Source organism: Thermobacillus composti KWC4 (assembly GCF_000227705.2).
In the GTDB taxonomy this organism is placed as follows: Bacteria; Bacillota; Bacilli; order Paenibacillales; family Paenibacillaceae; genus Thermobacillus; species Thermobacillus xylanilyticus.
Window position 1 is genome coordinate 4,126,905 of record NC_019897.1, and the last position, 12,350, is coordinate 4,139,254.

16 protein-coding genes are annotated in these 12,350 nt (G+C 59.4%); 1 reads left to right on the forward strand and 15 read right to left on the reverse strand.

Annotation, left to right across the window (positions count from 1 at the left end; all coding sequences use genetic code 11):
• Positions 1-36: 36 nt before the first annotated feature.
• From trxA to THECO_RS19005, 15 genes are all read right to left on the reverse strand, one after another.
• Complete coding sequence (trxA, locus tag THECO_RS18930) at positions 37-348, reverse strand: thioredoxin (RefSeq protein ID WP_015256617.1); 312 nt, start codon at positions 346-348, stop codon at positions 37-39.
• An 80-nt stretch (positions 349-428) separates the two neighbouring features.
• A complete protein-coding gene (locus tag THECO_RS18935) occupies positions 429-851 on the reverse strand; it encodes an RrF2 family transcriptional regulator (protein WP_015256618.1) in 423 nt (140 codons plus the stop codon).
• Positions 852-1,016: 165 nt separating this feature from the next.
• Positions 1,017-1,850, reverse strand: coding sequence for an aldo/keto reductase (locus tag THECO_RS18940; RefSeq protein WP_015256619.1), 834 nt, complete (start codon positions 1,848-1,850; stop codon positions 1,017-1,019).
• Between the two features lie 27 nt (positions 1,851-1,877).
• The gene (locus tag THECO_RS18945) at positions 1,878-2,744 is read right to left on the reverse strand and encodes a DUF72 domain-containing protein (protein WP_015256620.1); all 867 of its coding nucleotides are present in this window, start codon (positions 2,742-2,744) and stop codon (positions 1,878-1,880) included.
• Positions 2,745-2,802: 58 nt separating this feature from the next.
• On the reverse strand, positions 2,803-3,510 hold the full coding sequence (locus THECO_RS18950; RefSeq protein WP_015256621.1) for a hypothetical protein: 708 nt from the start codon (positions 3,508-3,510) through the stop codon (positions 2,803-2,805).
• A gap of 117 nt (positions 3,511-3,627) precedes the next feature.
• Entirely contained in the window at positions 3,628-3,945 is a 318-nt protein-coding gene (locus THECO_RS18960; protein ID WP_015256622.1) for a DMT family transporter, read from the reverse strand.
• A 1-nt stretch (position 3,946) separates the two neighbouring features.
• Entirely contained in the window at positions 3,947-4,309 is a 363-nt protein-coding gene (locus THECO_RS18965) for a DMT family transporter (RefSeq protein ID WP_015256623.1), read from the reverse strand.
• Between the two features lie 123 nt (positions 4,310-4,432).
• Positions 4,433-4,996 (reverse strand): hypothetical protein, encoded by a 564-nt coding sequence (locus tag THECO_RS18970; protein WP_015256624.1) that lies wholly within the window; start codon positions 4,994-4,996, stop codon positions 4,433-4,435.
• A gap of 25 nt (positions 4,997-5,021) precedes the next feature.
• Positions 5,022-5,963, reverse strand: coding sequence for a glycosyltransferase family 2 protein (locus THECO_RS18975; RefSeq protein WP_015256625.1), 942 nt, complete (start codon positions 5,961-5,963; stop codon positions 5,022-5,024).
• Between the two features lie 31 nt (positions 5,964-5,994).
• Positions 5,995-7,401 carry an undecaprenyl-phosphate glucose phosphotransferase gene (locus THECO_RS18980; RefSeq protein ID WP_015256626.1) on the reverse strand — a complete coding sequence of 469 codons (1,407 nt, stop codon included), beginning with the start codon at positions 7,399-7,401 and terminating at the stop codon, positions 5,995-5,997.
• An 84-nt stretch (positions 7,402-7,485) separates the two neighbouring features.
• The gene (locus THECO_RS18985; protein WP_015256627.1) at positions 7,486-8,445 is read right to left on the reverse strand and encodes a glycosyltransferase family 2 protein; all 960 of its coding nucleotides are present in this window, start codon (positions 8,443-8,445) and stop codon (positions 7,486-7,488) included.
• 6 nt (positions 8,446-8,451) lie between these two features.
• The gene (rfbD, locus tag THECO_RS18990) at positions 8,452-9,294 is read right to left on the reverse strand and encodes a dTDP-4-dehydrorhamnose reductase (RefSeq protein WP_041854680.1); all 843 of its coding nucleotides are present in this window, start codon (positions 9,292-9,294) and stop codon (positions 8,452-8,454) included.
• A 17-nt stretch (positions 9,295-9,311) separates the two neighbouring features.
• The gene (rfbB, locus tag THECO_RS18995; RefSeq protein ID WP_015256629.1) at positions 9,312-10,325 is read right to left on the reverse strand and encodes a dTDP-glucose 4,6-dehydratase; all 1,014 of its coding nucleotides are present in this window, start codon (positions 10,323-10,325) and stop codon (positions 9,312-9,314) included.
• A 9-nt stretch (positions 10,326-10,334) separates the two neighbouring features.
• A complete protein-coding gene (gene rfbC / locus THECO_RS19000; protein ID WP_015256630.1) occupies positions 10,335-10,892 on the reverse strand; it encodes a dTDP-4-dehydrorhamnose 3,5-epimerase in 558 nt (185 codons plus the stop codon).
• Positions 10,893-10,907: 15 nt separating this feature from the next.
• A complete protein-coding gene (locus THECO_RS19005; protein WP_015256631.1) occupies positions 10,908-11,651 on the reverse strand; it encodes a sugar phosphate nucleotidyltransferase in 744 nt (247 codons plus the stop codon).
• A gap of 122 nt (positions 11,652-11,773) precedes the next feature.
• Here THECO_RS19005 and THECO_RS19010 point away from each other — a divergent pair, with 122 nt between their 5' ends.
• Positions 11,774-12,322, forward strand: coding sequence for a hypothetical protein (locus tag THECO_RS19010; RefSeq protein ID WP_041853996.1), 549 nt, complete (start codon positions 11,774-11,776; stop codon positions 12,320-12,322).
• Positions 12,323-12,350 lie beyond the last annotated feature (28 nt).

Here is a 12,350-nt window from a genome sequence, read left to right on the forward strand (position 1 = left end):
ACTTGGACACAGGCTTCCCGGTTCGGCCATTTGCGCTTACACGTGGGCCAAAATCTTCGTTTTCAGCGCTTCCTTCGGCTGCAGGCCGACCATTTTGTCAACCGGCTGGCCGTCCTTGAACAGGATCAGCGTCGGGATGCTCATGACGCCGAATTGGGACGCGAGCTCCGGTTCGTTGTCGACGTTGATTTTGCCGATCTTCGCCTGGTCGCCGAGTTCCGCGGACAGTTCTTCAACGATCGGAAGCTGCATTTTGCAAGGGCCGCACCAGGGCGCCCAGAAATCAACCAGCGTTACGCCTTCGGCGATGCTCGCCTGGAAGTTGTCTTTCGTCAGTTCGATAGCCATCGTCTGATCTCCTTTCCTCGTCAAGATGTCGAAGCGCATGCTGCGCTCCGCGCTGTATGCGAGGGCTTGAGACAAGCCCGTCATACCTGGCAGGCGCGGATCTGACCGAGCACGGCCTGGATGGTGATGCTGTCGAAGTAATCCTCCAGCCGCTTCTCCGCCGTACAGAAAATGCCGTTCATGACCGTCCGCATGTTCGAGCCGACGATGCAGTCCATCTCCGGATCGCCCGAGCACCAGCCCGGCATGAGCGACCCTTGCGCCATGGCGCGGTAGATGTCGCCGAGCGTCACCTCGCCGGGTTCGACCGCCAGCCGGTAGCCGCCGCGCACCCCTTCCCGCGTCTCGACGAAGCCGCTCTTCCTGAGCACGCTCATCACTTTGCGGATGCGCGCCGGGTTCGTCTGGACGTTCTCCGCGATCGTCTCGCTGGATGCCATCCGCTCGGGAAGGTACGCCAGCAGGACGAGACTGTGCACCGCAATGGTGAACTCGCTGTTCATGAGGGCACCTCGCTTCGTACTGTAATTATATTCGTTACAGTTCGAGGTTGTCAACGGGCAGCCGCTCATGTCCGCTCGTAGTGTTCACCGCCGGGCGGCCGGAGATGCATGGCGCGGCGGAACAGGCAGCGGTTCCCGCAGGGCGCCGGAGGCTCAGAAATCGACTCAGAAATTGAAATTGTCGGGGTCCGCGCCGAACCGGCTGTTCCGGTTCAGGCCGTCAATGCGGGCCATGTCTTCGGCAGACAGCTCGAAATCGAAAATGTTCGCGTTCTCGCGGATGCGCTCGGGGCGAACCGATTTCGGAATGGTCAGGATGTCGTTCTGAAGGTCCCAGCGCAGCACGATCTGGGCCGGGGTCTTGCCGTATTTCGCCGCCAGTTCCGTGATTACCGGCAGGTCGAGCTGGCCTTTCATGATCGGGCTCCACGCCTGGAAGGCGATGTGCTGCTCGCGGCAGTATTTGCGCAGCTCCTCCTGCGTGAGCAGCGGATGGCACTCGACCTGGTTCACGGCCGGCTTCACTTCGCACGAGGACAGCAGATCCTCCAGGTGATGGATGTGGAAGTTGCTGACGCCGATCGCGCGTACATGCCCTTCCTTGTACAGCCGCTCGAGGGCGCGCCAGGTGTCCTTGTATTTGCCTTTCACCGGCCAGTGGACGAGGTACAGATCGACGTAGTCGAAGCCGAGTCTGCTCAGGCTCGCTTCGAACGCGCGCAGCGTCTCGTCGTAGCCCTGGTCGCTGTTCCATACTTTCGTCGTGACGAAAATGTCTTCCCGGCGGATGCCGCTGGCCCGGATGGCGTTGCCGACGCCCTTCTCGTTCCCGTACAGCGCCGCGGTGTCGATCAGCCGGTAGCCGGCCTCCAGGGCGGCGGCCACCGCCTGTTCCACTTCCGGTCCTTCCTGCGTCTTGTAGACGCCCAGCCCGAACCACGGCATCGCCACGCCGTTGTTCAGCGTCGTCGTTTCGGCCACATGCCGTACGTTGGCCATCGCCAGCCTCACTCCTTGTCTTGGAATTTAAAGTTCGAACAAGTCCATCTGCTCGGGCTCCTCGGGCCGGTCGAAGCTGCCGCGCGGCGGGCGCTGGCCGAGCATGCGCATGAGCTGCAGCGCGTTGTCCGCGGCGTCGCCGCCGGAGTTGTTGTTGAAGATGACGCAGACCGTGCCGGACTGCGCCTCAAGCCGCTTCAGCCGCTGCATCCATTCCATGAGCTCCGCTTCGGCATAGCGGTACAGGTAGCGCACGTCGCGCCACCCCGGCCCGCCGGCGTTCCAGCCGGCCGCGTTGCGGCCGTGGAACCGGACGAGGGTCAGGCCGGGATCGGTCGCTTCATCGACGATCGGGATCGAGCCTTCCCCGGCCTGCGGTTCGTCGCACACGCTGTGGATCCAGCCTTCCCGCTTCATGAACGCGAGCGTCCGGTCCCGCATGCCGGCCTCGAACCAGGTGCTGTTGCGGAACTCGAGCGCGCACGGGATGCCGTCCATCAACGCCCGGGCTTCGCGCAGCTTGTCCACATGCTCCCGCGTGCAGTCAAACCATGGCGGATACTGGAACAGGACGGCGAGCAGCTTGCCCGCTTCGCGCATCGGTTCGAGCGACGCGCGGAATGCTGCGAACATGGCCGCCGTGTCCGGGTAAGGCACGCCGCCGAGGGCGTGGCCGGTCATCCCCTGGTACGCCTTCACGATGAAGCCGAAGCCGTCAGGCGTCTCGGATGCCCACTTCGCCGTCACGTTCTCCGGCTGGATGGCGTAGAACGACGCATCGACTTCGACGATGTCGAACCAGCCGCTGTAGGTTTGGAGTTTCCCGCCCGCTTGCCGGGCATGCCGATAGAGCGACGGATGGTCGCCCCATCCCGCCAGCCCGATCCGTATCAACCGCTTTCTCCTCCCTTGAGCGCCGAGCCGCACCCGGACCTTGACCTTGGCAGATGCGTCAGGTCCGGGCGTGTCTGTCCTGCATCCCCAGTATAGAATTGCCGGGGAGAATTGGCAATTGCGGCCGAACGCTTCCGGCGGATGTGCCGGACAGCGGCCGCAGTTCTTCCGCCAGCCGGATCATTTGCTTCCGCGTCAGGAAGCGGCTGTCGATCTCGATCAGCGTGCCCTGCTCGATCCAGCGCAGGATGCCGCCGTGGAAGGCGCGGCCGGTTTCATCGCGGGCGCCGGGCGGCCAGGGCTCGAACCGCGCGGTCCGGCCGCGCAGCCGCACGGGCTCGCCGTGCTTGTCCGTGAGCTGCGCAAGGTACGCCTTCGTCTGGGCGATGCCGGCGATTCGGTCCCCGAGGATGCCGGCCGGCGGCAGCGCCGTCCAGGCCGCGCGGAATTGGATGCGCAAGCCGTACACACGCCGGCTGCCCGGCGGGTAGGCGCAGACCGCCGGGACCCAGCCTGCCGGCAGCGCGCGCGGCGCGAACACGGTGAACGGGACGCGCCGCTTCAGGTCCGCCGGCGAAGCGGGGGCGCACACATCCGGGCGGCTCGGGGTGTGCGCGGGAGCGGGCGGTGCCTCCGGCTCGGCCGGATGTGCGGGCGGCTTCAGGCCGGGCCCGGCCGCCTGGGCCGCCATGGCCTCCGCCGGCGCGGGGACCGCCGGCAGGAGCAGTGCCGCCAGTATCGCCGCTGCGAGGAAAGAACGCCGCATGGTGGTTCAGCCTTTCCTTTTTTCCAAATAGTGTATCCGTGCGGCGGTGAATCATCCCCTGAAAAAATGCTAAGCCCCTGGCTTTGCAGTGCCAGGGGTATGCAGGCCGGCGTGAACTTACGCGCCGAAGAACCGCAGTCCGACGACGCCGGCGATGATCATCGCGATGAACAGCAGTTTGCGGACGTCCCGCGATTCCTTGAACAGCACCATGCCGAGCAGCACGCTTCCCGCCGCTCCAATGCCTGTCCAGATGCCGTATGCGGTGCCGATCGGAATTTCTCGCAGCGCGAGCGCCAGGAAGTAGAAGCTGATGAAGCTTGAAACGGCCACGCCGACGGTCGGTTTCCACCGTTTGAAACCGTCCGACAGCTTGATAAAGGTAACGCCTCCGATTTCGCCGAGTCCGGAGATCAGCAGCCAGATCCATGCCATTTCAGCCTGCCCCTCCTTCGTCCGTCTGCTTCTTGTTCTGCGGCTCTTCCGGGCTGATCACCTTCAAGCCGATGATGCCGCCGATGAGCAGCGCAAGGAAGAAGATCCGCAGCGGGTCGACCGACTCGCCCAGGAACATCATGCCGATGATGGCCGTACCGGCCGTCCCGATGCCGGTATAGACGGCGTACGCCACACCGGTCTCCAACATCGTCATCGATTTCGCGAAGAAATAGAAGCTGACGATGAGCAGGGAGATGGTTACCGCGCTTGGCAGCGGCCGCGTGAAGCCTTCCGACTCTTTCATGCCGTATGCCCAGCCGATCTCCAGCAACCCGCCGATGAGTACATAAAACCATGCCATGATGCATCTGACCTTTCTGTGATTCGTGCGGCGCGCATTCGTGAAACAGTATAGGCGGGTGCAGGGCAGGTTGCAAGCCGGGAAAGATGCGGCGGCCGGTTCCCGAAAAGGCTTCAACCCACGCTACTCCCCAAGCCGCTTCTCCGCTTCCATCAGCGCAATCAGCTTGAGCGCCTGCAATTCTTCCTCCGTGAACCGGCTCATGGCTTCTTCTTGAATCTTCTGCTTCTCCTCTGCCGTCAGGCCGTCACCGGCCATCGCCGCATACCGGCGGATCTCGCCGATCGAAAATTTCTCGAGCACCAGCGCCTCCGCTTCTTCGATGCTGGTGATGACCAGACTTTCGCCGTCTGCCGCCGGACTTCCGGAACCGGACTTGCCGCCCGCGCCATCTCCCGTATCGCCAGCCGAGTTGCCCGAGCCGCTGTCAGAACCGCCGCTTCCAAGCTTTGCCCCGATTTCGTTGCGCAGCCGCTCCAGATCTTCCGCAGACACGGCTTCGCGCAGCGCCTGGCGCACTTCCGGATCGTCCATCAGCCGGCGCACTTCCTCGTCTTGAAGCACCTGCTCGACCACTTCATTCATGACGCGTTCCGCGATGAATTTTTTGCCGTATTGCACGCCCGCATAACCGCCGACCGCCAGCAGCATGATGACGACCAAAGCGGCGATCAGACCTTTCCGCATCCTCAACCCACCTCCGGTTGACAGACTATCCCTGCAGCGTCTCGCCGGCCGAACGGGTCTGGTAATACCGATCCCAAATGCCGCGGTGCATGCTGAACCTTCTGCAAAGTGCTCCAGGCAGCAGCCGATGACGCTTGCCGAGCTGATAACCGATGAACTTCGCCGCCGATTCCATGAGCAGCCGCGGGATATACCGCATCTGCCGACTTCGGATCAGTTCGCGCGTGATGGCGAGCACCATCCCGCTCCCGGATTTGCCTACGCCCGAGTGGGCATAAACCCAGTCATTGCCGCACATTGAGACGCCATTGTCGAAGTAGCGCCGGAACTGCTGGCCGAGCGTATATTCGTGGGAGTGGACGACGCACGCATCGGCCGCATATGCCACCCCGTAGTCCGCCATAATGCTCCGCGCCGCGAAAAACAAATCTTCATTGAACAGCACCGGCGACGGAAAACGCCCCAGCTGCTCGAACACATCCCGCCGGTACGCCGCACATACATTCGAACAGAAAAACGTTCGGATGCCGTGCCGCGGAAGATCCGATTTCCATTTCACGTCCGGCTGTTCCGGGTAAAGGTACGCGCGTGTCAGCCGCTCCAGCACGCCCGCATCGGGACGCGGCTCCTGCCGCGCATAGGCGCAAGCGATCCGCTCGTCCTCCAGCGGCGCCACCAGCCGCTCCAGCATCTCCGGATGCGCCGGCACCGCATCCTGCGTCATAAAGACAAGAACTTCGCCGACGGCATATGACGCGGCCAGATTGCGCGTCCCGCCATGGTCGAAGTCCTTCCGATCGATCCCGATTACTCTAGCACCGCAGCCCAACGCGATCTCAGGCGTACCGTCCGTCGAAGTCGAGTCGATAACGAGGATCTCGCGCGGCGCAAGCGTCTGGTTTTGCAGCTTTTCGATCAGCCTGCGCAGTTCTTCGCCGGCCTGCAGCGTCGGAATGATAACCGACACGTTCGGCCTGCTCCCCGTCAGACCCGTGGTGTCAATAGGCATTGCGGTTCACAAATCCCCTCAAGATCGTCAAGATGATAATCTTCAGATCAAACATGAACGACCAGTTCTCGAGATAATACAAATCGTGGTTGATCCGGTCCTGGATCGAGGTATCGCCGCGCAGCCCGTTCGTCTGCGCCCAGCCGGTGATGCCCGGGCGGACGTGGTGCTTCACCATGTATTTCGGGATCTCGTCCTTGAACTGCTCCACGAAATACGGCCGCTCGGGACGCGGGCCGACAACGCTCATATCGCCCTTCAGCACATTGAAAAACTGCGGCAGTTCGTCGATGCTCGTCCGGCGCAGGAAGGCGCCGAACTTCGTGCGGCGGGGATCGTTCTCCACCGTCCATTGCGTATCCGCCGTATTCTGGTCCGACACATGCATGGTCCGGAACTTGTACATGACGAAGGTGCGCCGATCCAGCCCCATCCGCTCCTGTTTGAAGATGACGGGACCCGGCGACGTCAGCTTGATCCCGATGGCGGCAATCAGCATGATCGGCGACGTCACGATGATGGCCGCGATCGAGAACACAATATCGAAAACCCGCTTCAGCAGCCGGTTGCCGAGCTCGTCGAGCGGAATGTCGCGCACATTGATGAGCGGGATTCCCGCAAAATTATCGAAGTACGGCCGAGCCGGCAGCAGATCGAAATAGTCGGGGATAATCAGCGTCTTCGCGCCGGCGTTGTCGCAGGTCTCGATGATTTCCGCGTACTTCTCGTATGCCGCGAGCGGCAACGCAACGATGACTTCATCGATCAAGTGATTGCGAAGCACTTCATCAAGGCGATCCAGCCCGCCGAGAATCGGCGGCATCTGATGGCCTGTGGGAGGATGTTCCTTCAGGTTGTCGTCTAGAAAACCGAAGACCTCATAGCCCAGCTCGGGATATTGCAGCAGACTCTTATAGAAATTGCGCCCAACCGATCCCGCGCCGAGAATGAGCAGATACTTCTTGTTGTAACCCGCGCGGCGCAGGCGGAACAGCGTCATCTTGACTGCGATCCGGTAGACGGACAGTACTGTCAGGTTCAGTCCCAGGAAGATGCCGAGAAACTCCCGCGACACGTGGATCTCTTTCGCGAAATAGAGGAAACTGAGCAGCCCGACGAAACTGAGCAGATGCACCTGCCCGAGCTTCCAGACATCTGTCGAGAGTTTCGTCCGCCGCCGCGGTTTGTAGAGTCCGGCGGAATAGCCGACAAGCACGGCAAGAATGGCGTATACGAGCCCCCAGAGCAGGTAGGAACTGAATGACAATGCCTCCGTTCCGGGCAGCCAACCGCTTTCAAACTTGATCCAGTACGCCGCAAGAAAAGCGACGATCATGCCGACCGCATCGAAAAGCACATAAATTTGCGTTAGAAATCGCTGATTCTGCCTTAACACCGCACTCACCCACAGATGACCGAGGCCATTTAATCATTCACTACAATTCTAGCAGAAAAAATGAATCCTACCAACAATCTTCCACTAGATATCGCCGCGCTTCGCCTTCGCGCGCGCGAACAACCGGCGCCGCTTGCGCAGCATCGCCGGAAGCAGCTTCGCGATACGCGGCCAGCACGCGAGCAGGCCGGGCTCGAACAAGACGATATACCCCAGCTTGGCCGCTTCGACCAGAAGCAGCCGCGGGATCAGCCGAAGCAGGTGCCATCCGGCCGGTTCATTTTTGATCAACGTGAAAAAACGGTTCTGATACGAGTGGCGTCTGACGAAGAGCGGGACCGAACGCCGTCCGCCTTCTTTCCAGCCTCGGCGGTGGACGGCCCGGGCGGCGGGCACGTAGGCCGACGTCCATCCGAGATGCCGCGCGCGCCAGGCGACGTCGACATCTTCCTTGTACGCGAAGAAATCTTCATCGAAGAACTGCCCTTCATCCGCAATCTCTTCGATCATGGCCCGGCGGTAGACGGCTGCCGCGCCGGAGACGCCGAATATCTCCCGCGGGCTTGTCCAGTTCGCGGCCGGCTCGCCGGCGGCAAGATCGACCGCATTCCGGTCGGGGCGCAGCATAAGTCCCGCGCTGTCCATCGTATCGGGCCGGTCTGCTCGCACCAGCATGCCCGTCGCACTGCCGATGCGCGGGTCGCGTTCCATGACAGCAATGATCTCCGCGATGTAATCGGGGTCGAGCGACACGTCGGGGTTGAGCACCAGCACGTAGTCGGACGGCGCCGCCGCGGCGAGCGCTTGATTCTGTCCGCCGGCGAATCCGTTGTTGCGCTCGTTCGCGATGAGCCGGATCTCGTCGCCGTACCGCGCCAGCACTTCCCGCGTCCCGTCCGTCGACGCATTATCCACGACGACGATCGACTGAAGCGGAAAGGACTGCTTCCGCACGGCGTGCAGGCAGTCCCCGATGTCTTGAGCGCTGTTATAGGTTACGATGCATACGCTGACGATCGGTGTTACCGTCTCCGCTAGTGCCACTTGTCATCACTCGCTGTTCTGCAGATAATGGCGCAGCGCGTCCCGCCATGGGCGGAGCGGCTTCAGGCCGTGGATCCGGATCGCGCCGTGATCCAGAACCGAATAAGCCGGGCGCGGTGCTGGCCGCGGGTAATCGGCCGTCGTGCACGGCTCGACTTCCACGCGAAGCCCCCGCTCCTCGAAGATCGCCTTCGCGAATTCGTACCAGGAACATACGCCGGTATTGGATGCATGGTAGATCCCGTAATAATCGGTCTGCACCAGCTCGAGCAGGAACTCCGCCAAATCCAGCGTATAGGTCGGGGAGCCGACTTGGTCGTGCACGACCTTGAGCCGATCCCGCTCGCCAGCCAATCTCAGCATCGTCTTCACGAAATTGCTGCCGTACTTCCCATAGACCCACGACGTCCGCACAATGAAGTACCGCCTGCACAGCGTCTGGGCCAGCAGCTCGCCGGCCAGCTTCGATTTGCCGTATACCGACTGCGGATCCGTACGGTCGTATTCGCGATAAGGCTGGCTCCCCCGACCATCGAACACGTAGTCGGTGCTGATGTAGACGAGTTTCGCCCCGATTTCCTCCGCTGCAACCGCCACGTTCCGCGTCCCGTAAGCGTTGACACGGTAGGCCGCATCCGGCTCCGACTCGGCCAAATCGACCGCCGTATGGGCCGCGCAATGGATGACCGCGTCCGGCCGGTGCGCGCCGATCACTCGCCGGCATTGTTCCATGTCCGTAATATCCAGCCTGTCCCGCCCGAAGCCGATGATTTCGATACCCGGCTGCTCAGGAAGCAGGGTAATCTCCCGGCCCAGTTGGCCGTTCGCGCCGGTGACCAATATTTTCATCTTGCTTGCCGACATCGTCATCCCTGCCGATCGCGATACTGCAATTCGTAATATTGCCGGTAAGCGCCGGAAACGACCTGTTCCATCCAGTCTTGGTGCTCAAGATACCAACGGATCGTCTCCTTGATGCCGGTCTCGTAGTCGTATTTCGGCTGCCATCCCAATTCCCGGCGAATCTTCGTCGCGTCGATGCCGTAACGGCGGTCATGGCCCGGGCGGTCTTTCACGAACCGGATCAGCGACTCCGGCTTGCCGAGCTCCGTTAGAATCGTCTTCACGACCTCGATGTTCGTTCGTTCGTTGTTGCCGCCGATGTTGTACACTTCGCCGCGCTTGCCTTGATGCAGCACCAGATCGATCGCGCTGCAATGATCTTCGACATACAGCCAGTCGCGTACGTTCAGCCCGTCGCCGTACACCGGGAGCGCCTTGTCTTCCAACGCATTCCGGATCATGAGCGGGATCAATTTCTCCGGGAATTGATAAGGTCCGTAGTTGTTGGAGCAGCGCGTAATGTTCACGTTAAGGCCAAAGGTCTCATGATAAGCCCGCACGAGCAGATCGGCGCCTGCCTTGCTGGCCGAATACGGACTGTTCGGCGCGAGCGGCGTCTCCTCGGTGAAAAGCCCGGTCTCGCCCAACGTGCCGTACACTTCGTCTGTTGAGATTTGCACGAACTTGCCGACACCGTATTGCTTCGCCAGATCGAGCAGCGTCTGCGTGCCGAGCACATTGGTCCTCACGAACAGATCCGGCTGCAGAATGCTGCGGTCCACATGCGACTCCGCCGCGAAATTGAGCACCGCGTCGAGTCCTTCCCGGAATAACGGCTCCATTGCGGTACGGTCGGCGATATCCGCCTTCACGAACCGGTAATTCGGATGCTGCTCGACCGAACGCAAATTCTCCAGATTTCCCGCGTACGTAAGCGCATCGACATTTATAATCTGATAATGAGGATATTGCCGCACCATGTACAGGATGAAGTTGCTGCCGATAAATCCCGCGCCGCCGGTAACCAGTAGTTTCACTTCAACAACTCACCCTTCGTACACGAAATTGTTGTCGGCTTCGGCAAGCGGAGGATGCTTGCTGTCTTTCTCGGACAGGATCGGCGCGGATACCGGCCAATCGATGCCGAGCGTGGGATCGTTCCATGCGATGCCCCGGTCGTGTTCGGGCGAGTAAAATTCATCGACCTTGTATTGCACCTCGGTGTTCGGCACCAGTGTGCAGAACCCGTGGGCACAACCCTTCGGAACCAGCAGATGCCTTTTGTTGGACGCGCTCAGAATGAATGACTGCCATTGACCGTAAGTCGGCGAACCACGACGGATATCCACCACGACATCGTAGACGGCTCCCGCCGTCACGCGCACCAGCTTCGTCTGCGCCTTGGGGTTCAGTTGATAATGCAGTCCGCGCAGTACGCCCGCATCGACCGACAACGAATGGTTGTCCTGCACGTAGACGTGATTCAGCCCCGCTTCGCGGAATCGGGCCGCATTGTAGCTTTCCAGAAAAAAACCCCGGGCGTCTCCGAAGACGGCCGGTTCGATCAGCTTCAGCCCGGGGATCCGTGTATCCGTTACCTTCATATTCCACCTGCCTGCCTAACTTTTGAACTTACCGAACTCTTCGCCCAACGTGATCTCCTTCGCAAGATCGTTGGCACGCGCCAGCGACGCATGCGTGCCGGCATCCGTCCACCAGCCTTCCAGAATATCGTACGTCAACTCGCCTGCTTGGATATAACCGTTGTTGACATCCGTAATCTCAAGTTCGCCGCGCGCGGAAGGCTTAAGCGTCCGAATCAAATCGAACACGCGGCTGTCGTACATGTATATGCCGGTAACGGCATAGGAACTCTTAGGCAGGCGCGGTTTTTCTTCGATCGAGACGATACGCCCGTCCTTCAACTCCGGTACGCCGAAGCGATGCGGATCGGGAACTTTCTGGATCAAGATCTTGGCTCCCGAGGGCTGCTTCTTGTAATTCTCGACGAAAGGCACGATGCGATCTGCAAAGATATTGTCCCCGAGAATTACGACCATCCGATCGCCATTGACGAAATGTTCGGCGAGACTGAGCGCCTGCGCAATCCCGCCGGCTTCATCCTGAACCTTGTAAGTGAAGGCGACGCCGAACTCCCGCCCGCTGCCGAGCAGACTGACGACATCGCCCATATGTTCCTTGCCTGTTACAATGAGAATATCGCAGATTCCGGCTTCCTTCAACTTGGCGATGGCATAATAGATCATCGGGTATTTACCCACAGGAAGCAGATGCTTGTTCGTAACTTTCGTCAATGGATATAGCCGGGAACCGGTGCCGCCGGCAAGGATGATGCCTTTCATCTAAGAGTTCCTCCATCATTTTCGCATTAACGACATATTGCTTCATGTTTCTCTGGAATAGCTATATAATAATTAAATGCGTAGGTTAAATAAAGATAATAACACAAGGATGTAGTTATAATATGGCAACCAAACTCTATCAAAGTCGTTTGTTTTTGTTTATTGTAGCGCTCAAACTCGCATTGCTAGCCATTTTCTCTTCCGGATATAAGGATTTGCTGTTTGTTCCATTTGTCAATTTCTTTATATCAACTTGGGAAAATCCATGGCAGTACTTCTACGATAACCATTTACCGAATTCGTTCCCATATCCTGCGTTAATGTTGTACATTCTTAGTCCGTTTCAACTTCTTTCCGGATTGTTTGAAAATCTCCTGATGCAGAATCTTCTGTTCAAATTACCTTTATTATTATCTGACATCGTCATTTTAGTTGTTTTATTGAAGATGTACCCACATCGGCCTAAAGCAATCATTGCTTTTTATTTTGCATCGCCGATTATCATCTACGCCTGTTACATTCATTCGCAATTGGATCTAATCCCAACTGCATTTTTAATCGTTTCACTCTATTTTTTGTTGCGCGGCAAGATTGTATTATCATCGTTAGTTTTTGGAATGGCAATCAGCGTTAAACCTAAATTTCGAAAGTACCGTTCATTGAAAACATAAAAAAGTGCCCAAATCTTTGGTAGAATGG

Excerpts from the sequence above, each read along its gene's own strand:
- trxA (WP_015256617.1), bottom strand. The coding sequence starts at position 348 with ATGGCTATCGAACTGACGAAAGACAACTTCCAGGCGAGCATCGCCGAA.
- THECO_RS18935 (WP_015256618.1), bottom strand. The coding sequence starts at position 851 with ATGAACAGCGAGTTCACCATTGCGGTGCACAGTCTCGTCCTGCTGGCG.
- THECO_RS18940 (WP_015256619.1), bottom strand. The coding sequence starts at position 1,850 with ATGGCCAACGTACGGCATGTGGCCGAAACGACGACGCTGAACAACGGC.
- THECO_RS18950 (WP_015256621.1), bottom strand. The coding sequence starts at position 3,510 with ATGCGGCGTTCTTTCCTCGCAGCGGCGATACTGGCGGCACTGCTCCTG.
- THECO_RS18960 (WP_015256622.1), bottom strand. The coding sequence starts at position 3,945 with ATGGCATGGATCTGGCTGCTGATCTCCGGACTCGGCGAAATCGGAGGC.
- THECO_RS18965 (WP_015256623.1), bottom strand. The coding sequence starts at position 4,309 with ATGGCATGGTTTTATGTACTCATCGGCGGGTTGCTGGAGATCGGCTGG.
- THECO_RS18970 (WP_015256624.1), bottom strand. The coding sequence starts at position 4,996 with ATGCGGAAAGGTCTGATCGCCGCTTTGGTCGTCATCATGCTGCTGGCG.
- rfbD (WP_041854680.1), bottom strand. The coding sequence starts at position 9,294 with ATGAAAATATTGGTCACCGGCGCGAACGGCCAACTGGGCCGGGAGATT.
- rfbC (WP_015256630.1), bottom strand. The coding sequence starts at position 10,892 with ATGAAGGTAACGGATACACGGATCCCCGGGCTGAAGCTGATCGAACCG.
- THECO_RS19005 (WP_015256631.1), bottom strand. The coding sequence starts at position 11,651 with ATGAAAGGCATCATCCTTGCCGGCGGCACCGGTTCCCGGCTATATCCA.
- THECO_RS19010 (WP_041853996.1), top strand. The coding sequence starts at position 11,774 with ATGGCAACCAAACTCTATCAAAGTCGTTTGTTTTTGTTTATTGTAGCG.